We start from the raw sequence: 19418 nt of genomic DNA, 5'->3' as shown, positions 1-19418 counted from the left end.
GGATCGGGGGACTCGGTCGCGCCGGCGGGGGCCGCGGCGCGGGCGATGTCCTCGGCCCAGGCGCGGTAGCCGGCGGGTGAGGGGTGGAATCCGTCGGAGGCGAAGAGCTCGCGGTCGCGCGCCATCGCCTCGTCCATGGGAGCGTGGACGGCGCCGCCCTCCCGGGCCGCGTCACGCATGATCCGGTCCATGCTGCGCGCCCGCGCGCCGAGGACGAGCCGCAGCGGCTGCGGGATCGCGGGGAACCGGTGCACGGGCGGCATCCCGGCGACGACCAGGGTCGCGTGCGCGTACCTGCCCTGCAGGACGGTGATGAGCTCGGCCACGTCCGCCGTCCACTGCCGCAGCGGACGCCGCCGGATCAGATCGTTGATCCCGACGGTCACGACCACGAGATCGGGGGGTGGATGGCCCGGTGGTGAATGGCCCGGTGGTGAATGGCCCGGTGGTGGACGGCCCGGCGATGGATGGCCCGGCGATGGATGGCCGGGTGGTGCGATATCGCGGGGGGAACCGTTGCCGGGGGCGCCGCCGGTCCGCGGGAGGAGCCCGGTCGCGACCCGGTGGGCCGTGGCTCCGTTCTCGCCGTTGACCGACCACGACACGCTGCGGCGCAGGCGCTCCCTCAGCGCTTCGGCCAGGAAGCCCGGCAATGCCTGCGCATGCTGGGACGCCCCGACGCCCACGGCGGTCGACTCGCCGATCACCACGACCCGGTACGCGGGGCCGGTACCCGGATCCGCGCCGGGGACGAAACCGTGCTCGTCCCCGGTCGCGGGGTCGAGCCGCGGCGTCCGGCGCACCGTCCGCCATGCCTGGACGGCCAGGACCGGCGCGAGCGGAATCAGCATCATCGACTGGGGGACGCGGGCGAAGGTGAATGGTCTCTTCATCTCAATCCCAGACTGAACATTTTTCATCCGGCCTGTCACCTGGTCCGCCACCTGGTCCAGGCAACCGAGGATGCAAAGTGTTCACTTGTGCGGTTCGGCCCCCGAGGCTCAGATCACCCGCTCGCCGAGCAGGCTCCGTGCGATGTTCGCGATCACCTCCGCCACATATGCGTGCCCTCTCGGGTTCAGGTGGATTCCGTCGGCACTCCACATCGCACGGTCGGCAACTTTCGCCACCGTTTCCCGCGTGGGGAACGGTATTCCGAACTCGCGGGTGGCGCGGTCGAGCTCCTCGTTGAAGTCATGAATGCGCTGCACGGTGCGCTTCTTGCGGAACTGCGACATCGGGGACAGGTCGAGCAGCGGCGGCCGCGGCACGGGGATCGCGAGCGCGATCGCGCCGCGCGACACGGCCCAGCCGAACAGCTCGTTCAGCCGGGCCGCCGCGGCCTCACGTTCGAAGCCGCGCAGCGCGTCGTTCATGCCGCAGCCGAGCACGACCAGGCGCGGCCGCAGGTCCTGGACGGGGGGCAGCTGATCGCGGACCACGTCCTCGATCGTCGCCCCCGGGTCGGAGACGTTGAGCGTCTCCTCGCGGGAAACGCCCAGTTCACGGGCGAGCCGGCCGGCCCAGCCGAGCCACCCGCCGGCCGGGTCCGGGTCGTCCTGGCCCTCGGCGACGCTGTCGCCGAGGACCACCATGACGGGGCCGCCGCCCATCACGCGACGAGTTCGAGCAGGTAGTCGGTGAGCGCGGTCACCGTCTCCCTGCGCCGGGCCTCGGCCACGTCGACCTCGACCTGCAGATGGTCCTCGATGTCGCTGATGATGCTGATGGCGTAGACCGAGTCCACGCCATAGCGGGCCAGTTCGACCCCTGGGTCGATGTTTTCGGTGGGCCTGTCGAGGTAGAAGGCGATCCTGTCAAGAAGCCACGATTGCAACTCGTCGTGGGAAATTGTTTCCGATCGGGTCACCGCACTCCTCCTTATGTAAGAGGATCATCGAATCAATCGCGATAGCTATCGGAAGACGAGCAACACGCAAGATACCGGCAAATGGATGATGTGTCTCAGATCCGCATGTGAACGATCGGACACAACCATGTCTCTGTTTCGTAAATTAAGTCAGTGAGATGGTAAAACGGCGCTATGTTACCGAGTGGTAACCACTTCCGTTAAGGGACCCACCGGGAGCCTGTTCAGAAACCGCCGTCCCCGCGAGTCCCATCGATCCATCGCTTCCCGCGGATCCCACCGCGGCACGCGACCTGCGTCGTTTCCCAGCAGACCCGTCGCGCGCGGGGGCCGGCCGGCCCCGGCCGGACGGCACGTTCCATGAGAATTTCGGACAACCTCTCAGACCCACCCATCACGGGCAGGTCAGGTCCCTGTTGCCCCAGGGGGAGACATACCTGTCCTTGACGGCATCAGCCCTCGTCAGAGGGGCCGTCCAGCGGAACCGGCCCGTCCAGCCGCGAGACGACGGGATTGGGGTCGCGGGCCTGTGCGAGCCGGTCCAGGAGCCCGTGCGCGCGGTGCGACCGCCACCGGTGCGCCGCGAGCCGGTGGTACCGGGCGAGATTCGCGGCGGTGGGACGCGACACCCCCGCCAGCGCGTAGCCGTGGTCGACCAGGCGCGAGGCGAGGACATGCTCGACGAGATCCGCCTCCCAGTCCTCCAGGCGGTCGCGCCACGCGCCGACGTTGCGGGTGTTGGGCGCCTCGTGCGTCCGCAGGTGCCACTTGCGCGCGGACGGCACCGTCTCCCGGGCGTGCTGGTACGCCTTGGTCATCGTCGGGTCGAACTCCTCGCCGAGGAACGCGCACACCTTCCGCAGCGTGTCCTCCGGCTCGGCGACGAGGTCCTCGTAGCGGAACTCGTAGAACGTGTCCGGGCCGAGACGGCGGTGGAGACGCTTGCCCATGTCGACCGCCTCCCGCCAGGTCAGCGCCGCGGAGTAGGTGTCGCCGTGGTACCAGGGCATGTTCTTCAGCGAGCTGACCGCGTCCCGGCCGTCCCGGACGAGGTGGATGAACTGCGCGTCCGGGAACATCCGCCGAAGCATCGGCACCCGGCGGAAGTAGCTCGGGCGCTTGTCACCCCAGCGCGGCTTGCCGTGCTCGCGCGCGTACGCCCGGAAGATGATCGCCAGCGCCGACCCGAGCGTCGGCGGCCCGTCCACGATCTCCTCGATGACGGCCTCGGCGTCCAGCTTGAGGACCTTGAACTTGGTGTCCTCGCCCTTGACGATCCATTCGGCCAGCCGGCGCCGGTTCTCCTCCTGCTCCAGATCCCCGAAGGTGTGCCGCACGTCGTACGAGGTGTGCACGAACCTGGTCTCGGACGGGAACGCGATGCGCGGGTGCGAGTGCAGCATCTGCTGGAGCAGCGTCGTTCCCGAACGGGGACAGCCGATGACGAAGATCGGCCGGCTGGTCTGCGGATTCATGCCGCGCCAAAGTACGCCGGTTACCTGAGTCGTCCTGCAAAACTACCTCAACGTAACCTGAAAGTTCACCCACGTCTCTCCCATCCATGCCGGCGCGGCCGGTGGTCTCGGGCGAAAGCGGACGTCCGAAGGGTCCGAGATGGATCGATTGGTAGGAGACTTCCCTTTGAGCGAGAAATAAGCTAAGGTAACAACCGAAGTGCCGGGAGAGGTCGCCCGGCAGGAAAGGACACGCTTGCGACAAGGAGGGCTGATGACGACTCCCCGGCAGTGTTTCGTTGCGCCGCCTCCGTCGCCGCGTGTTCCCCCGCGTGTCCCCGCCCCGCCGTACGGGTTGACCGCCACGGCCTGGGCGCACGACTTCCCAGATAGCTGAGCCGCGTCCTCACCGTCCCTTGACGGACCCCCTCTTCGCAGGCCGGCGCGCGTTCACCGCGCCCGGCGCGGTCACTGACGTCTCGATGCGGAAGCGTGCATTCACATGGGTGAATTCTTCAGTGTCGCCTTCGGTTTTCCGACGGCGCTTTTCAGTTTCTCTCTCCTGGTCGTCGTCGTGTACTGGGCGCTCGTCCTGGTAGGCGGCCTGGGGATCGACCTCCTCGGCGGCGGCGCCGATGCCGATACGGGGGCCGGCGCCGCCACCGAGGACGGGGACGCCGAAGACGGGCCCGGCGCCGGACCGCTCGCGTTCCTCGGGCTCGGCGGCGTCCCCGCCACGGTCGTGATCTCCCTGCTCATCGCCTTCGCGTGGTTCGTCAGCCTGGCGGGGGCGGCGCTGCTCGACGGCGCCGTCCTGCGGACGTTCGTCCTGGTCGCGGCGCTGATCGCGGCCTGGGCCGGGACGCGGCTGACCGTACTGCCGCTGCGCCGCGCCTTCCGGCACCCGGCCGCGGCGTCGCTGCGCGACTTCGTCGGGCTGCCCTGCGTCATCCGCACCGGACGGGTCGGCCCCGACTTCGGCCAGGCCGAGGTCACCGCCCCCGACGGCTCGTCCGCCATCGTCCAGGTGCGGCAGCCCGCCATGGACGTGGCCGTGGCGGGCGAGGCGGAGGGCACCCGGCTCACCGCCGGCAGCACCGCACTGATCTTCGATTTCGACCCGGCCGGCCAGTTCTTCTGGGTCATGCCGCACGACGCGGCATTCGACCGTCCGGCCCTCTGAGCAACCTCCGCGAAACCCCCGCGACCTTACCCCCGACAGCCAGGGATCCTCGATGGAAACCATCACAGTGGGCGCCGGTGTGCTCCTCGCGCTCGTCCTTCTCATCCTCATCGGCCTGGTGCTGATGGTGAAGAAGCTGTTCCAGAAGGTCGACCAGGGCCGCGCCCTCATCATCTCCAAGTTCAAGAAGGTCGACGTCACCTTCACCGGCGCGGTCGTCTTGCCGGTGCTGCACAAGGCCGAGATGATGGACATCTCGGTGAAGACGATCGACATCGAGCGGACCGGCCGGGAAGGCCTGATCTGCAAGGACAACATCCGCGCCGACATCCGCATCACGTTCTTCGTCCGCGTCAACAAGACCAGCGAGGACGTGGTGAAGGTGGCGCAGGCCATCGGCACCGAGCGCGCCAGCAGCCAGGAGACGCTGCAGGAGCTGTTCGCGGCCAAGTTCTCCGAGGCGCTGAAGACCGTCGGCAAGCACCTGGACTTCGCCGACCTCTACACCCGCCGCGACGAGTTCCGCGACCACATCATCCGGGTCATCGGCACGGACCTGAACGGCTACAGCCTTGAGGACGCCGCGATCGACTACCTGGAGCAGACGCCGCTGCTCTCCCTGGACAAGTCCAACATCCTGGACGCCCAGGGCATCCGGAAGATCACCGAGCTGACCGCGATCGAGCACGTCCGCACCAACGAGCACGCCCGCAACGAGGAGAAGGAGATCACGCGCCAGAACGTCGAGGCGCGCGAGGCGATCCTCGAACTGGAGCGCCGCCAGGCCGACGCGGAACTGCGCCAGGAGCGCGAGGTCGAGACCGTCCGGGCCCGCGAGGTGGCGGAGATCGAGCGGGTGAAGGCGGAGGAGCGGCTGCGGGCGCAGACCGCGCACATCCGCACCGACGAGCAGCTCGGCGTCCAGACCGAGAACAAGAACCGCGAGGTCTCGGTCGCCGCGAAGAACAAGGAGCGCGTCCTCGCGATCGAGAGCGAGCGGATCGAGAAGGACCGCCTCCTGGAGGTCATCGCCCGCGAGCGGGAGACGGAGCTGACCCGGATCTCCGCCGACAAGGAGGTCGAGGCCGAGAAGCGGGAGATCGCCAACGTCGTCCGCGAGCGGATCGCGGTCGAGCGGACCGTCGCCGAGCAGGAGGAGGGCATCAAGCGGCTGCGGACGGTCGAGGAGGCCGAGCGCACCCGCCAGGCGGTCATCATCAACGCGGAGGCCGAGGCGCAGGAGAACCTGGTCAAGGACATCAAGGCCGCCGAGGCCGCCGAGGCCGCAGCCGAGCACCGGGCCCGCGAGGAGCTCACGATGGCGCAGGCGCGCCAGGAGGCCGCCGAGATGGACGCGCAGGCGAAGATCCGGCTGGCCGAGGGCCTGCGGGCCGAGACCGCCGCGGCCGGGCTCGCCGAGGTCCAGGTGCGCGAGAAGGACGCCGAGGCCATCGAGAAGGTCGGCCGCGCCGAGGCCGCCGTCGCGCGGGAGAAGGCGCTGGTCGAGGCCGCCCGGATCCGCGAGAGCCTCAAGGCCGAGGCGGAGGGCCTGAACGAGAAGGCCGGCGCGATGGCCGCGCTGGACGACGCGTCCCGCCAGCACGAGGAGTACCGGCTGCGGCTGGAGACCGAGAAGGACATCCGGCTCGCCGGGATCGACGTGCAGCGGCAGGTCGCCGAGGCGCAGGCGAGCGTGGTCGCGGCCGGGCTGGAGTCGGCCGACATCAACATCGTCGGCGGCGACAGCGTGTTCTTCGACCGGCTCGTCGGTTCCATCGCCCTCGGCAAGGGGGTGGACGGCTTCGTCCAGAACTCCGAGGTGGTGCAGTCGGTCGCCGGCCCGTGGCTGGACGGTTCGGGCAGCTTCACCGACGACATGGCCAAGCTGCTCGGCTCGGTCGACGCCGGCGGCGTCCGCGACCTGACCATCTCCGCGCTCCTGCTGCGGATGATCAAGGCGGGCGGTCCCGACGTGTCCGGCTTCCAGGACCTCCTGGACACCGCCCGCCGCCTGGGCGTGGCCGACACCCCGCTGTCCCAGATCAACGGATCCGCCCTGACCGCCGGCAACTGACAGCGGATCGCGGCGAGCCGTGTCCCAGCGGCCGGCTCGCCGCGCTCGGGCGCACGAACGATGCAGAGACGGGAGCGACGGGTGAGCGAGGACGTCAGGGAGGCCGCCGGGGCCGAGGGCGCTGAGGCCGGGCGGGCGGAGCTTGACCACGGGACGTACGAGGTGCTGCGTGCGCGGCTCGGCGAGCATGCCGGGGAGCTGGCGCGGCGGGCGGAGGCGCTGAACGACCGGCGGCTGGAGGTCTTCGGCGGGGCGGAGCTGCGGCTGGCGGGCACCGAGCAGATCCGGACGGCGCACAACTGCGTCCCGCGCGACGTGGTGGCGCTCGGCGGGACGATGCTGTTCGGCTACAACGTCTTCCTCGGGCTGAAGCCGGAGACGACGGTCGACGACGTGTTCTCCCTGCACCGCTTCACGCGGGACGGGGACGGCATCGCGTTCACCCCGACCGGGCCGGAGGCGGTGCCGGGGCTGCTCGACGACCCGCGGTTCCAGCGCGACTTCGCCGACATGTACCGGTACTACCGGCAGGCGCGGCTGCTCCAGCTCCGCCTGGTGGACGGGCGGCTGCTCGCCGTGTTCCAGACCGGGCCGCGCCTGTCCGATCTGCGCGTCCTGCGGTGGCGGACGGCCCCCGACGGCACCGTCGCGTACGAGGACAACCAGGGCGAGCGCGACCACGAGTTCCCGGCGGCGCACGACGTCGACTGGGTCGAGACCACCCGGGACGACCACGTCCTCGGGCGGCACCCGCACATCTCGGTCGAGGGCGAGGTGTTCGTCGAGACGATCGGCGGGACGCTCACCGTCAAGATCGAGGACAACACCGGCAGCGGCACGGGCATCTACTCCGAGCCGGTCGACGAGCCGCTGCAGTCCCTCGCGGACGCCGACATCCTGCACGCGCGGGTCGGGGCGCTGATCCTGCTGCGGATCCGCCCGTACAACGAGACGGCCTGGCGGCACCTGGTGTTCAACGTCCGCACCAAGCAGATCGTGCGGCTCGACGGGATCGCGCAGGCGTGCCGGAGGCTGCCGGACGACCACGGGATCATCTTTCCGGGCGGCTACTACCTGGACACCGGCGCCGCGAAGACCTTCGACACCGACGTCTCGGGCCTGGAGTACGAGCGCGTCATCCGCTCCCCCAACGGCGAGGACGTCCTGTACGTCTTCCACTCGCGCGAGGACGGGCGGTCGCTGCTGCTGCCGTACAACGTGATCCGCAAGCAGGTCACGACGCCGGTCACCTGCCACGGGTACTCGCTGTTCGAGGACGGGACGCTCGCCGTCATGCGCGCGTTCTCGGAGGAGCCCGCGCGCGTCCACCCGCTGCAGATCTGGCGGACGCCGTTCGTCTCCGACGCCCACGCCGCGGCGCAGCCCGTGGGGACGGGCCCGTTGGAGCGGGTGGGGAACGCGGACCTGGTGCGCGGTATCTCCGAATGCCTCTCCATCACCCGCATGGTGGACGAGATGTCGCCGGCGACCCGCGTGTTCGAGGCGCTGATCTCGGCGTGCACGCGGACGGCCGACCTGTACCACTGGCTCGCCGACGACGACCTCGGGGACGTGGCCGCGCCGCTGGGAGACGTCCGCTCGACCGCCGGGCAGGTCCTGGACGAGTACGAGAAGGTCCGGGCGCTCACCGACCAGGCTGTTGCCGCTGTTTCCGAGACCGCCGGCGACATCGCCGCGCTGGTCCGCCGGGCACGCACCGAGGCACCGTCGACCGCGGACGGCTGGATCGGCCGGCTCGCCGAGTTCCGCCGGGCCCAGGGGCATCTGGAAACTCTGCGCGACCTCCGGTACGTCGACACGGCCCGGATCGACGAACTTTCCGAGACCGCCCGTACCGAACTCGGGGACACCGGGCGAGGCGCCGTCGAGTTCCTCCAGGGCGAGGACGCCTTCACCGGCTACCACGCCGAGGTCGAGCGGATCACCGAAGCGGCGCGGGCCATCGAGACCGCCTCCGACGCCACGCCTCTGGCCGATCTCCTCGACGCGCAGAACGAGGGCCTCGAAGTCGTCACCGAGGTGGTCGGCGACCTGGACATCACCGACGCCACGGCCCGGACCGCGATCTTGGAGCGCGTCGGGGAGGTCCTCGGCGGCCTCAACCGCGCCCGCGCCGTCCTGGACAACCGGCGCCGCGACCTGCTCGGACGGGAGGGCCGCGCCGAGTTCGCCGCCGAGCTGGCGCTGCTCGACCAGTCCATCGCCGGGGCGCTCGCGGGCGCGGACACGCCCGAGGCCTGCGACGAGCAGCTCGGCCGCCTGCTCCTCCGCCTGGAAACCCTCCAGGCCCGCTTCTCCGACCTGGACGACTTCCTGTCCGAGCTGGACTCCAAGCGCACCGAGGTCTACGAGGCGTTCTCGTCCCGCAAGCAGACCCTCCTGGACGAGCGCGCCCGCCGCACCGACCGCCTCACCGAGTCGGCCGAGCGCATTCTCTCCGGCGTCCGCCGCCGCGCCGCCACCCTCGGGTCCCCGGACGAGGTCAACACCTACTTCGCCACCGACGCGATGGTGGGCCGGCTGCGCGGGATCGCCGACGAGCTGCGCGCCCTGGACGACGGCGTCCGCGCGGAAGAACTGGAAGGCCGCGTCAAGTCCGCCCGGCAGGAGGCGGGCCGCGCCCTGCGCGACCGGCTCGACCTCTACGGCGACGACGGCGGGACGATCCGGCTCGGGCGGCACCGGTTCGCGGTGAACACCCGCCCGATCGAGCTGACCCTCGTCCCGCACCGCGACACGGTCGCCTTCGCGATCACCGGCACCGACTACCGGGCCCCCGTCCTCGACGAGGGCTTCGCGGCGACCCGCCACCTGTGGAACCAGAACCTCGTCTCGGAAACTCCGGAAACCTACCGCGCCGAGTACCTGGCGACGTCGATCCTCGCGGACGCCGACCCCGGCGAGCTGCGCCGGGCCGCCGCCGAGGACCGCCTCCTCAGCCTCGTCCGCGACGCGGCCGCCGACCGGTACGACGAGGGCTACGAGCGCGGCGTCCACGACCACGACGCGGCCCGCATCCTGGAGACCCTGCTGCACCTGCGCGCCGACGCCGGCCTGCTGCGCTACCCGGCCCCGGCCCGCGCGGCCGCGCAGATCTTCTGGACGCACGGCACCGGGCCCGCCGGGCGCAGCGCGTGGACGACCCGGGCGCGTTCCCTCGTCCGCGCCCGCCGGACGCTGGGACGTCCGGACGGCCTGGCCGCGCTGACCACCGAACTCGCCTCGTCCATCACCGAGTTCACCGACCGCGCCGGGCTCGCCGCCCCCGGCGCCCGGCTCGCCGCCGAGTACCTGATCGAGGAGCTCGCCACCGCCCCCGACGGCTTCGTCACCAGCCAGAGCGCCCGCGACCTGCTGAAGAGCTTCGGCGAGACGCACCGCGCCGACCTGGAGAAGGACCTTGCCGACCTCGGCGACGACCTCGCCGCCCGCCACCAGCTCGCCGAAGCCTGGCTGGCACCGTTCGCCGACGACCCGTCCGACCTGCCCGAGGCGGTCGCGACGCTGCTCTGCGCGTCCGCCCGCTACGACTCCCCCGCCGCGCTGACCGCGACCATCGACGACCTGCTCGGCAACCACCCCCGCATCACCGACCGCCGTATCGACATGCGCTTGGACGAGTCACTCGCCCGCACGCACCATTTCCGTTCAGAGCGCGTCCCGGCTTTCCGCGCTTACCAGAAACAGCGGAACGACCTCATCTCGACGGAAGAGAAGCGCCTCGGCGTCGCCGCTCTCAAGCCGCGCACGATGAGCGCGTTCGTCCGCAACCGCCTGGTCGACGAGGTGTACCTCCCTCTGATCGGCGACAACCTCGCCAAGCAGCTGGGCGCAACCGGCGACGGCAAGCGCACGGACCAGATGGGGATGCTGCTGCTCATCTCCCCGCCTGGCTACGGCAAGACGACCCTCATGGAATACGTCGCCGAACGCCTCGGTGTGGCCCTCGTCAAGGTGGACGGCCCCGCCCTCGGCCACGACGTCACGTCCCTCGACCCCGCCCAGGCGCCCAACGCGACCGCCCGCCAGGAAGTCGAGAAAATCAACTTCGCCCTCGACATGGGCAACAACGTCCTGCTCTACCTGGACGACATTCAGCACACCTCTCCCGAACTCCTGCAGAAGTTCATCCCCCTCTGCGACGCCCAGCGCCGGATCGAGGGCGTCAAGGACGGCGAGCCACGCACCTACGACCTGCGCGGCAAACGCTTCGCGGTCTGCATGGCGGGCAACCCGTACACCGAGTCCGGGCAGCGTTTCCGCATCCCCGACATGCTCGCCAACCGCGCCGACGTGTGGAACCTGGGCGACGTCCTGTCCGGGAAGGACGACCTGTTCGCGCTGAGCTACATCGAGAACGCCCTGACCTCGAATTCCGTCCTCGCGCCCTTGACGAACCACGACCGTTCCGACATCGAGCTACTCGTACGCCTGGCCTCCGGCGACCAGACCGTCCGCCCCGACCGCCTGTCGCACCCCTACTCCCAGGCCGAACTGGACGAGATCCTGTCCGTCCTGGAAAAGCTCGTCCACGTCCAGCAGGTGCTCCTGACCGTCAACCGCACCTACATATCGTCCGCGGCTCAAGACGACTCCGCCCGCACCGAGCCTCCATTCCGCCTCCAGGGCTCCTACCGCGACATGAACAAACTCGCCGAACGAATCCTCCCGGTCATGAACACGGCCGAACTCGAAGCGGCCATAGACGACCACTACCGAGCCGAATCCCAAACCCTGACCTCAGACGCCGAAGCCAACATCCTCAAGCTGGCCGAACTCCGCGGCACCCTGACCCCCGCCCAGGAAGCCCGCTGGACGGAAATCAAAGACGCCTACCAACGATCCCAAACCCTGGCCGGCAACCAGGAAGACCCGTCCGTAGGAGCCCTCCTCCACCTGGCCGACAAACTCACGGCCATAGAAAAGGCCCTACGCCCCCACTGACAACCCACGGCGGACGCGCCACACCGCGCGTCCCCGCGACGCAACTGCCCACCCGCCGCCATGCCCGCCCCACCTCAGGGACGCGGCGGATGATCGAGCAGAGGTCGCTGGCGTAGTCGGTTCCGTCCCGCGCAGGGTCGGCGAACCGGGACGAGGCCCGGCGGCGCGCCGCGAAGATCTACGCGCGGATCCAGTAGGAGCACCAGACTGCAAATGGAGGCCCTCAAAAAAAATGCGGCCCCCTCGCGGGGGCCGCCCTGTCGGCCGTAACCGGCTTCGTATGCCCGTCAGTCTAGTTGCAACTCCGGCATGGAGGGGGTGCGTGAGGGGCTGCTGGGTAACCTGAGTTGAACGACTGCCTGGACGGTCAGTCCGTGCCCCCGACGACCTGACCAAGAGGCCGGAGAGGTTTCTCACCGGGTGGGCTGACTGCCGCTTGCACCCACGCGACGCAAGCCGTCCGCAGTCGCTCATCGGGCATCCGATGGCCGCATGCCAAAGGGTACGGCGGTGCTTCGGGGGTGGCCGTCCTGCGGATTCAGGTGTGCTTGAGCTCCTCGGCGAGGCGCCGGAAATCGTCGGGGGTCATGATGAGTCTGGGGCCGGAGGGGTCCTTGCTGTCGCGAATGGCGACCGTCCCAGGAACGCCGGCGACCTCCACACACTCACCGCCGTTGGAGGTGCTGCGGCTGGCTTTGCGCCACACCGCGCGGCTCAGGTCCATCTCTCTTCCACCGTCCTGCGGATCAGCTCGATGCTCGCGGCCATCGGCAGGGCCAGGCTGCGAAGTTCCCGGAGGGTTCTCGCGACCGCGGCCAAAGCTTCCGGCTCGCTCAGGGTGAGTCCACGATACGCGCTTTCGACGTACACCACCTCTGATCGGTCCTCCAAGGTCGCCACGACGAACGGCCCGGAGTTGCCTCCGTGCTCACCGTTGCTGGGCACGACCTGAACGGTCACGTGACGGCCGGCCACGCTGATCAGGTATTCGAGCTGCTCACGCATGATCTCCTTGCTGCCGACCTCGCGGTGCAGGACCGCTTCGTCCAGCAGGACGGTCAGTGCAGGAGGAGGATCCTTCCGCAGGATCTCCTGACGCCTGATGCGGGCGTCCACCGCTTCCTTGTCCCCATGCAGGATCGCGTTTGCGTATGCCGGTGTCTGCACGAGGCCTGGAACGACCGTGAGGCTGTACGCCGTTAGCTCCACGGCGTCAGATTCGACCGTCGGCCAATCAAACCATGTCGGATATGCCGCAGGTCTTTCCAGAGTTCCTGAAGTCCTCCCCCTGTCTCAAGGGCCTCGTCAGCGGTCACGGCGAACTCGAACGTACAACGAGTACGCCCGAGTTCCACCAAAGACACATATTGCGTCGTTACGCCCAGTTTGTTGCCAAGGCGTTCCTGACTGAGCCCTGTGCCGGTGCGGTGCCGGCGGAACGCCTTGCCGAAGGCGATGAGCATGGGGGACGCGCCGTTGCGCTTGCCGTGCTGACGGGAGGGTGACATAGAGGCATGGTCTCTCAAGACTCCTCAAGTTGTCATCAAGTGCCGCATGATCTGTTTTCTTTTTCTTTCATGCTTGATGGTTTCTCATGCGTGCCGGCTGCCTCAATTGGCAGGCAGGCAACCGACACGCAACAAAGGTCCCACGATGACGACAGCAGCACTCGCACCAGAAACACCGACCCTCGTTCTAGAACCGTCCGACCAGGCACCGGGCCTGGCCCGCCGCTTCCTCATGGCGCGCTTCCGGGAACTGGGGATAACCGACGACTACATCGGCCGGCTCGTGGTCACGGAATTGGTGACCAATGTCCACAAACACGTGGGATTCGGACACATCGTCGTCCGGGTCTTTCCGGACAAGCGTGACGACCTCATCGTCATCGAGGTCCAGGACGAAGGCGCGGGCCTGCCGGTCGTCGGGGCCGAGGACCACGACGCCACCAGCGGACGCGGTCTGCTGCTCATGGCGCAGCTCGTCCATGACTGGGGCGTCCGCCCGCTCACGAGGAAGGAAAGACCGTATGGACTCGCTGCGCCCGCTGAACGTCCAGGCGCGGCGCCACCTTCTGCGCTGGCGCACCAACCGGGGCCGTGCCACGGCCATCCGCTACCTGGACCTGCTCGCCGTCACCGTCGCAGCCAAGGGATTCAGGTGCGTCAAGCTCTACCAGGCCGACGAACTCCCCACCCGGCCCCCGCTGCTTTGGGTCTTCGCCTTCGGCCCCGAACACCACGTCCGCATCGCGGTGAGCGTCCGCGCCACATCCGGCGCCACCTGGGCCTACCACGAGGCCGGGCGCGGCAGGCGCGGCTATCTCGCCCCTTGCGGCGACACCAAGTACGCCGCTGAGCAGGTGGACGCCATCCTCAAGCACCACATGTTCCCCGACACCTGGTGAAGATCGCACCCGCCCTAATGGATTCTCTGGTGCACGAGGGCGCTCTGGTCGATCCCATGATCGAGATCAGCGGGGGACGAGGGGGACGGCGCGGTATCCGGGGCGAGGATCAGGCCCCGCCCCGGTCCGGGAAGAGGCTCCGCGCGGATGCTGTGGTTCTTCGCCGTCGAGGGGTGGTCGGCCGCCGGGGGTCCTTGCGCCGTGGCTCTACCCTGTCCTGGAAGCAGACGACAGGAGCAAAGCATGGGTAAGCATGAGAATCCGGACACCGATCACATGGCCGAGTTCCGGTCGCTCGACACCGACGGGTCCGGCTACCTCAGCCGGGACGAGCTCATCGCCGCCTTCGCCGCCTCCGGCGATCCGCGCTCCATCGAGGAGATCGACGCCTACATCGCGACCGCCGACAAGAACGCCGACGGTGAGATCTCCTACAAGGAGTTCCTCGGCGGCTGACCTCGGCGGGACGGTCATGGGACGTCGCGGCGCATCAGCACCCCGGTGATGATGACGAAGACGACGATGTAGGCGAGCATGACGGCCACGGCGGGGGCGGCGGTGAGGTTGTCGACCACGCCGGGTGTGCCGCCTTCTTCCGACACCGGCCTGGCGCCGACGGCCGCGGCGATCGAACCGGCGGCCGTCCCCGGCAGGACGTCCGTCACGGGAACCAGCCAGTCCAGCAGCGACGAGACGGCGCGCAGCAGGTTCTCCACCGCCAGCGTCCACACCAGGCCGAGGGCCACGGCGAGTGCGGGGCTGCGGACGAGCGTCCCGATGGCGAGGCCGGCGGTCGTCCACAGGGCGAGGATCAGGGCGCCGGCTCCGAGCCCGCGGGCCAGGTCCCCCGCGGACGGCCAGACGATGCCCTGGCCTTCGACGGCCGCCAGCGATAGAGCGATGCCCATGTCGAGGGCGAACGTCCCGAGCAGGACGACGAGGACGATGCCGCCCAGCGCGGTGAAGGTGCCGCCGAGGACGGACGAGCGTCCCGGCCCCTGGGTGAGCGCGGTCTTCCACGTGCCCCATCCGTAGCCGCTTCCGGCGGCCAGCGCGCCCAGGGCGAACAGGATCGCCCCGCCGAACATCGGCATTCCCTGCACCGCCGCGAGGGGGACGCTCTCCGGCATGACGTCCGCGAGCAGTTGCCGGGGCTCACCCTCGCTGGCGAAGCCGCCGCCGTTGCGGTACGAGAGGTAGGGGAACACGTAGCCGAAGGTGGTGCTCAGCAGCAGCCACACCGCGCCCAGCGTCCACAGAGCCGGCCATCGCCGAAGGCGCAGGAGTTCGGCGCGTGTGGTGGCGGTCAGGGTGGTCATCGGTCTGCCTCCTCGTCGGCGGTCATCTCGAAGAAGACCTCTTCCAGCGAACGTTCGACCGGGCGGATCTCGTGGACGTCGATGTCCTCGGCGACCAGCGCCCGGGTGAGCTCGGCGGCGCGGCCGGGGTCGACGCGCAGGTGCAGGGCGCCGTCGGCGACCGTCACCTCGTCCCCGAGGAGCCGCGTGCTGACGGCCAGCGCCTTCTCCACGGGCTCGGCGCGGACGCGCAGGCCGCCGGCGCCGCGCAGTTCGTCGACCGTGGCCTCGGCGACGAGCCGTCCCCGGTTGATCACTCCGACGCGGTCGCACGTCTCCTGCACCTCGCTCAGCATGTGGCTGGACAGCAGCACCGTGTGCCCGGCGGCGGCCAGCTCTTTCAGCAGCCGCCGCATGTCGCCGACACCGGCGGGGTCGAGGCCGTTGGTGGGCTCGTCGAGGATCAGCAGGCCGGGGTCGCCGAGCAGCGCCCCGGCCACCCCGAGCCGCTGCTTCATGCCGAGGGAGTAGGTCTTGAAGTCGTCGGCCGCGCGTCCGGCCAGGTCGACCCGTTCCAGCGCGCGGCTCACGTCGTCGTCGCCGAGGCGGCGGTAGCGCGCCAGGACCCGCAGGTTGTCGCGCCCGCTGAGATACGGGTAGAACCCCGGGCCCTCGATCAGGGCGCCGACGCGGCGGTTCACGGCCGCGGTGCCGGCGGGCCGGCCCAGCACGGTGGCGGTGCCTCCGGTGGGACGGATCAGGCCGAGGATCATGCGCAGCGTGGTCGTCTTCCCCGCCCCGTTCGGCCCGAGGAAGCCGTACACCTCGCCGCGTCGCACGGTCAGGCTCACCGCGTCGACGGCGAGATGCTCGCCGTACCGTTTCGTCAGGCCCAGGGTGCGGACGGCCGTGTCGGTGCGCTCACTCATGCGACCGATCGTGGCCGGTCACCACGGGCCGGGTCGTCCTCCAGACGGCGACAACCCCCGTACGCCCCCTGGCGTACGCCGTCGGCTCGCGCGTTCCGCTTCCCGTTTATGATCGTCCGCATGGCTGGCCGGGTTCGGGGCGCCGCGCCTCCCAGGGCGATCGCGGCGGGTGACGTCGTGGCCGCGTTCTCGCGCGTTCTCGCCGAGTGGACGGCCGCGCAGATCGTTCATGTCGACGCCGGCAGCGAGAGGGCGGCGGTGCTCGAACTGGACTGGTCGGGTCCCGAGCCCGCGTCCGTCGAGGATCTCGGTGAGGTGTCGCCGCTCAGGCTGACCCACCACTCCTGGGACGGGGGCCTGTCCTACTGCAACTACGAATGGGTTCTCCCCCGCAGCTACAAGGTCATAGGGAACCTGCCGCCGCTGCACGACGAACCGTCGCGCAGCTACTCCACCGGCTGGTGGCTCGGTGATCAGCTGGCCCGGCAGCGCCGCTGGGACGCGGGCGTCCGCGAGGATCCAGTCGATCCGGGGGTGGCGGCCTACACCGGTGCCGAGATGAACGACCTCCTCGGCGAGCCGGCCGAACCGCATACCGGTATCCGGATCCTGAACGTCGGGGGCGTCGAGTCGCTCGACTGCGAGCGGCTCGTCCGCCGGTTCCCGAACGTGACGGACCTCGGGTTGAGGGGCGACCTCGGCCTGCTGTCGGCGGCGGGGAGCCTCAACGGGCTGGGGTCGTTGCGGCGGCTGCACATCGTCGACCTGTTCGGGATGGGCGGTGACGACCGCCTGCTCCCCCAGCGTGTTCCCGCCCTGGAGGCGCTGCTCCTGCACAGCGTCCCCGCCGAGTACGCCGCCGCGATGCGCTCGGCCTGGCGCCGGGAGGTACCGAACGGCACCTTCGTCGACATCCGCGGCGCCCGCAAGCCCGAATGGGTCGCCGAGAACCGGGACAACCCCCTGCGCGGCTGGGGAGACCGCGAACAGATCAGCGGCGCCCGCGTCAAGAAGGCCGTCGCCCAGTACAGGTCGACACGGCGGGCCGTCATGGCCGCGCTCGCCGAAGAACCCGACGGTGATCGGCGGGCACGGCTGGTCGAGATCGGGCGGCGGTACGGCGAGGCGTTCAACCGGCTGGACGGCCGCTCACCCTTCATCGAGACCGTGGAGCGCGAGGAGCTGTTCGCCGCCCTCGACCTCATCGTGGACGAGGCCGAAGCCGCTCACGGCTCGGCCATGCCCTGGGCCCGGGAGAGTCTCGCGTCGGGCGTGGACACCGTCCGCGACTGGTAAACGCGCCCCTGCACGGCAATCTCCATTTGCCGATGCAAATTCTGTTAACGTATGCGAACCTCGCTCGTGGTCGTCGCGTCTCATTCTCCATGAGCGACACGAGCACAGTACGTTCGCATATGCAACAGGAGAAGTCCATGCGCCCTCCCCGACTGATCGTCCCCGGTGTGCTGAGCCTGGCACTGCTGGCACTGGCCGGCTGCACGGGCTCGGACAAGGACGAGCCCGTCGACCCCCAGGGCGGCCCGGCGAGTCCCGCGGCGGCCGGCGGGTCGCGCGGGGACGGCGGCGGAACACCCGTCGGCGGCCCGGCAAGCGGGGTCACGGTCACCCTTCCGGCGGGATGGAAGCAGGTCGACCCCACGCAGGACTCCTCCCCGGTTGTCCAGACCTCGTTCCGTACATCCGGCTCCAGCGGGGAGATCATCAAGGAACTGCTCGGCGAGCAGAAGGAGATCGGCGTGGTGTGGGGGATCGACTCGTCCGTCACGTCCGGTTTCGCGCCGAACCTGACCACCGGCTGCGACAGCGGCGGCCTCATCGGCACCGAGCTGGAGACCTTGAAGGAGAAGGCGCGCAGGCTCAACAAGGGCGCCCAGATCACCGACCTCACCGTCAGCGGGAAGCCCGGGTTCAAGATGACCGCCACGAGCACGGGACGCGACGGGATCACCACCGACGCTATCGAGGTCAGAGTCCCCGTCTCCGATGAGCGTTACTGCTTCGTCAACCTGGCGGCCGAGCAGGGCGCCATGCCCCCGGCCGCCGAGCAGGTCGTGTCTTCGTTCAAGCTCGCATGAGCACGACCCGGAAGGCGGCCCGATGAATCCCGATCACGTCCCCTACGTGCTTTTCCCAGGCTTCATGCTCTTCGGTCTGCTCTTTGTCGCGATCGGAGTTCGCGTCATCCGCACCGGGCGCCACCTCCGGCGGTTCGGGCACCGGGCGCCGGGCGTCGTGGTGCGAACGGCCACGAGGGGCCAGGTCAGCTACCCCACCGTGCGGTTCCGCATGCCGGACGGCACCGAACGCGAAACGCAGTCCGATCTGGGCACTAACCTGCCCACATTTCGAAAAGGGCAGGCGGTCACCGTGCTCTACGACCCGGACGACCCCGATCGGGCCCGTCTGGACGGGCCGACCGGCAGCGGCACCCTGCACGGCGCGATCTTCATCGCGTTCGGGCTCTGCTTCGCGGGCGTCGGAGCCATCGGGACGGCCGCGATCGTGTTCGTGACCCTCGGCTAGCGCGGCCGACGGGGCGGGGCGGGTCAGCCTCGCTGGATGCTGAAGGTCGAGCAGCCGGAGCTGGTGACGCGGCCTTGGAGCTGGTCAGGGTTGCTGGAGGAGAGACGGGCGCTCAGCGAGACCATCTCGTAGTCGCCCGGCCGGCTGATCCAGCGGTCGCCGCGCAGTATGAGTGAACTGCCGGTGACGGTACCGGTCACCATGAAGGAACCGCTGAGCGCCGAAGGGTTGCTCGAATCGGGCGAGAAACGGAAGATGCCGGTGACCCTGCCGGTCGACCTCTGGACGAGCGTGAGCCTCATCCGGGTAAGGCCCTGGTTGCAGGTGTAGGTGCCCTCCCAGCTGCCGTTCACCGAGCCCGACGTCAGGGAGGAGGGGCGCGACGGCGTCGACAGCTCCGGCGGGGGCGGGATCTCGCGGGTCGTGCTCTCCGCGGTCGGGTTGAGGTTGCCTATCATGCAGCCGGAGCCGAACAGGCCGACCGCGGCGATGGCCGCCGTGACCGCGGTGACCCGGACGCCACCACGCCGCTGACCGGAACTGAGCTGGCGACTTCTCATAGAGGAACCCTTTGGCTACTGATCGTTCCTGCGCACGATCATTTCGGCACGCATCATGCCAGAACCGGCACAGGAACGAAGACGATCGGACCGAAGCTGAGACGATCACCAGCCGGTGACGGTTCCCTCCGGGT

The 19418-nt window shown here is 69.6% G+C and carries 19 protein-coding genes; 8 read left to right on the top strand and 11 right to left on the bottom strand.

Translation table 11 applies throughout. The features are described from left to right. From E1285_RS32145 to E1285_RS32130, 4 genes are all read right to left on the bottom strand, one after another. On the bottom strand, window positions 1–893 hold an 893-nt coding region (locus E1285_RS32145), incomplete at its 3' end, for an SGNH/GDSL hydrolase family protein (RefSeq protein WP_165966839.1). 108 nt (window positions 894–1001) lie between these two features. Further along, on the bottom strand, window positions 1002–1613 hold the full coding sequence (locus E1285_RS32140) for an SGNH/GDSL hydrolase family protein (protein WP_132158334.1): 612 nt from the start codon (window positions 1611–1613) through the stop codon (window positions 1002–1004). Beyond that, window positions 1613–1870, bottom strand: coding sequence for an acyl carrier protein (locus E1285_RS32135; protein WP_132158333.1), 258 nt, complete (start codon window positions 1868–1870; stop codon window positions 1613–1615). The genes E1285_RS32140 and E1285_RS32135 overlap by 1 nt, the downstream gene beginning before the upstream one ends. A 452-nt stretch (window positions 1871–2322) precedes the next feature. Beyond that, window positions 2323–3345: a sulfotransferase gene (locus tag E1285_RS32130; RefSeq protein WP_132158332.1), complete on the bottom strand. Its 1023-nt coding sequence runs from the start codon at window positions 3343–3345 to the stop codon at window positions 2323–2325. A gap of 481 nt (window positions 3346–3826) precedes the next feature. Between E1285_RS32130 and E1285_RS32125 the strand changes: the two genes are divergently transcribed. The 3 genes from E1285_RS32125 (at window position 3827) to E1285_RS32115 (ending at window position 11546) form a co-directional block, all read left to right on the top strand. Beyond that, on the top strand, window positions 3827–4507 hold the full coding sequence (locus E1285_RS32125; protein WP_132158331.1) for a hypothetical protein: 681 nt from the start codon (window positions 3827–3829) through the stop codon (window positions 4505–4507). Between the two features lie 52 nt (window positions 4508–4559). Continuing rightward, on the top strand, window positions 4560–6581 hold the full coding sequence (locus E1285_RS32120) for a flotillin family protein (RefSeq protein WP_132158330.1): 2022 nt from the start codon (window positions 4560–4562) through the stop codon (window positions 6579–6581). Between the two features lie 81 nt (window positions 6582–6662). Beyond that, window positions 6663–11546: a DNA repair ATPase gene (locus E1285_RS32115; RefSeq protein ID WP_243723193.1), complete on the top strand. Its 4884-nt coding sequence runs from the start codon at window positions 6663–6665 to the stop codon at window positions 11544–11546. Between the two features lie 538 nt (window positions 11547–12084). Here E1285_RS32115 and E1285_RS32110 read toward each other — a convergent pair. From E1285_RS32110 to E1285_RS47730, 4 genes are all read right to left on the bottom strand, one after another. After that, window positions 12085–12270 carry a DUF397 domain-containing protein gene (locus E1285_RS32110; RefSeq protein WP_132158328.1) on the bottom strand — a complete coding sequence of 62 codons (186 nt, stop codon included), beginning with the start codon at window positions 12268–12270 and terminating at the stop codon, window positions 12085–12087. Then, a complete protein-coding gene (locus tag E1285_RS47740; protein ID WP_243723194.1) occupies window positions 12261–12713 on the bottom strand; it encodes a DUF5753 domain-containing protein in 453 nt (150 codons plus the stop codon). The genes E1285_RS32110 and E1285_RS47740 overlap by 10 nt, the downstream gene beginning before the upstream one ends. 32 nt (window positions 12714–12745) lie before the next feature. After that, the gene (locus E1285_RS47735; protein ID WP_243723192.1) at window positions 12746–13054 is read right to left on the bottom strand and encodes a helix-turn-helix transcriptional regulator; all 309 of its coding nucleotides are present in this window, start codon (window positions 13052–13054) and stop codon (window positions 12746–12748) included. A 187-nt stretch (window positions 13055–13241) separates the two neighbouring features. Beyond that, on the bottom strand, window positions 13242–13535 hold the full coding sequence (locus E1285_RS47730) for a hypothetical protein (protein ID WP_243723191.1): 294 nt from the start codon (window positions 13533–13535) through the stop codon (window positions 13242–13244). A gap of 40 nt (window positions 13536–13575) precedes the next feature. On the opposite strand from E1285_RS47730, the gene E1285_RS47725 reads away from it, so the two are divergent. Together E1285_RS47725 and E1285_RS32095 are read left to right on the top strand one after the other, a co-directional pair. Beyond that, window positions 13576–13953 (top strand): hypothetical protein, encoded by a 378-nt coding sequence (locus tag E1285_RS47725; RefSeq protein ID WP_243723190.1) that lies wholly within the window; start codon window positions 13576–13578, stop codon window positions 13951–13953. A gap of 243 nt (window positions 13954–14196) precedes the next feature. Next, window positions 14197–14409, top strand: a complete 213-nt coding sequence (locus tag E1285_RS32095) for an EF-hand domain-containing protein (protein WP_165966838.1) — start codon at window positions 14197–14199, stop codon at window positions 14407–14409. A 14-nt stretch (window positions 14410–14423) separates the two neighbouring features. On the opposite strand, the gene E1285_RS32090 is transcribed toward E1285_RS32095, so the two are convergent. Then, window positions 14424–15272, bottom strand: a complete 849-nt coding sequence (locus tag E1285_RS32090; RefSeq protein ID WP_132158325.1) for an ABC transporter permease subunit — start codon at window positions 15270–15272, stop codon at window positions 14424–14426. Beyond that, complete coding sequence (locus E1285_RS32085; RefSeq protein ID WP_132158324.1) at window positions 15269–16180, bottom strand: ATP-binding cassette domain-containing protein; 912 nt, start codon at window positions 16178–16180, stop codon at window positions 15269–15271. The genes E1285_RS32090 and E1285_RS32085 overlap by 4 nt, the downstream gene beginning before the upstream one ends. A gap of 120 nt (window positions 16181–16300) precedes the next feature. On the opposite strand from E1285_RS32085, the gene E1285_RS32080 reads away from it, so the two are divergent. The 3 genes from E1285_RS32080 to E1285_RS32070 all read left to right on the top strand — a co-directional run bounded on the left by E1285_RS32080 (window position 16301) and on the right by E1285_RS32070 (window position 18724). Continuing rightward, on the top strand, window positions 16301–17476 hold the full coding sequence (locus E1285_RS32080; RefSeq protein WP_132158323.1) for a hypothetical protein: 1176 nt from the start codon (window positions 16301–16303) through the stop codon (window positions 17474–17476). Window positions 17477–17613: 137 nt separating this feature from the next. Next, window positions 17614–18276: a hypothetical protein gene (locus E1285_RS32075; RefSeq protein ID WP_132158322.1), complete on the top strand. Its 663-nt coding sequence runs from the start codon at window positions 17614–17616 to the stop codon at window positions 18274–18276. A gap of 22 nt (window positions 18277–18298) precedes the next feature. After that, complete coding sequence (locus E1285_RS32070; RefSeq protein ID WP_165966837.1) at window positions 18299–18724, top strand: DUF3592 domain-containing protein; 426 nt, start codon at window positions 18299–18301, stop codon at window positions 18722–18724. Between the two features lie 23 nt (window positions 18725–18747). Here E1285_RS32070 and E1285_RS32065 read toward each other — a convergent pair whose 3' ends face one another. After that, complete coding sequence (locus E1285_RS32065; RefSeq protein WP_132158320.1) at window positions 18748–19284, bottom strand: hypothetical protein; 537 nt, start codon at window positions 19282–19284, stop codon at window positions 18748–18750. Window positions 19285–19418: the final 134 nt, after the last annotated feature.

The sequence above is a fragment of the Actinomadura sp. 7K507 genome, assembly GCF_004348425.1.
In the GTDB taxonomy this organism is placed as follows: Bacteria; Actinomycetota; Actinomycetes; order Streptosporangiales; family Streptosporangiaceae; genus Spirillospora.
This window is presented reverse-complemented; position numbering and strand designations above follow the sequence as displayed.

Excerpts from the sequence above, each read along its gene's own strand:
- E1285_RS32085 (WP_132158324.1), bottom strand. The coding sequence starts at position 16,180 with ATGAGTGAGCGCACCGACACGGCCGTCCGCACCCTGGGCCTGACGAAA.
- E1285_RS32110 (WP_132158328.1), bottom strand. The coding sequence starts at position 12,270 with ATGGACCTGAGCCGCGCGGTGTGGCGCAAAGCCAGCCGCAGCACCTCC.
- E1285_RS32065 (WP_132158320.1), bottom strand. The coding sequence starts at position 19,284 with ATGAGAAGTCGCCAGCTCAGTTCCGGTCAGCGGCGTGGTGGCGTCCGG.
- E1285_RS32140 (WP_132158334.1), bottom strand. The coding sequence starts at position 1,613 with ATGGGCGGCGGCCCCGTCATGGTGGTCCTCGGCGACAGCGTCGCCGAG.
- E1285_RS32095 (WP_165966838.1), top strand. The coding sequence starts at position 14,197 with ATGGGTAAGCATGAGAATCCGGACACCGATCACATGGCCGAGTTCCGG.
- E1285_RS32130 (WP_132158332.1), bottom strand. The coding sequence starts at position 3,345 with ATGAATCCGCAGACCAGCCGGCCGATCTTCGTCATCGGCTGTCCCCGT.
- E1285_RS32075 (WP_132158322.1), top strand. The coding sequence starts at position 17,614 with ATGCGCCCTCCCCGACTGATCGTCCCCGGTGTGCTGAGCCTGGCACTG.
- E1285_RS47735 (WP_243723192.1), bottom strand. The coding sequence starts at position 13,054 with ATGTCACCCTCCCGTCAGCACGGCAAGCGCAACGGCGCGTCCCCCATG.
- E1285_RS47730 (WP_243723191.1), bottom strand. The coding sequence starts at position 13,535 with ATGGACGAGCTGCGCCATGAGCAGCAGACCGCGTCCGCTGGTGGCGTC.
- E1285_RS47725 (WP_243723190.1), top strand. The coding sequence starts at position 13,576 with ATGGACTCGCTGCGCCCGCTGAACGTCCAGGCGCGGCGCCACCTTCTG.
- E1285_RS32080 (WP_132158323.1), top strand. The coding sequence starts at position 16,301 with ATGGCTGGCCGGGTTCGGGGCGCCGCGCCTCCCAGGGCGATCGCGGCG.
- E1285_RS32120 (WP_132158330.1), top strand. The coding sequence starts at position 4,560 with ATGGAAACCATCACAGTGGGCGCCGGTGTGCTCCTCGCGCTCGTCCTT.
- E1285_RS32125 (WP_132158331.1), top strand. The coding sequence starts at position 3,827 with ATGGGTGAATTCTTCAGTGTCGCCTTCGGTTTTCCGACGGCGCTTTTC.
- E1285_RS32090 (WP_132158325.1), bottom strand. The coding sequence starts at position 15,272 with ATGACCACCCTGACCGCCACCACACGCGCCGAACTCCTGCGCCTTCGG.
- E1285_RS32070 (WP_165966837.1), top strand. The coding sequence starts at position 18,299 with ATGAATCCCGATCACGTCCCCTACGTGCTTTTCCCAGGCTTCATGCTC.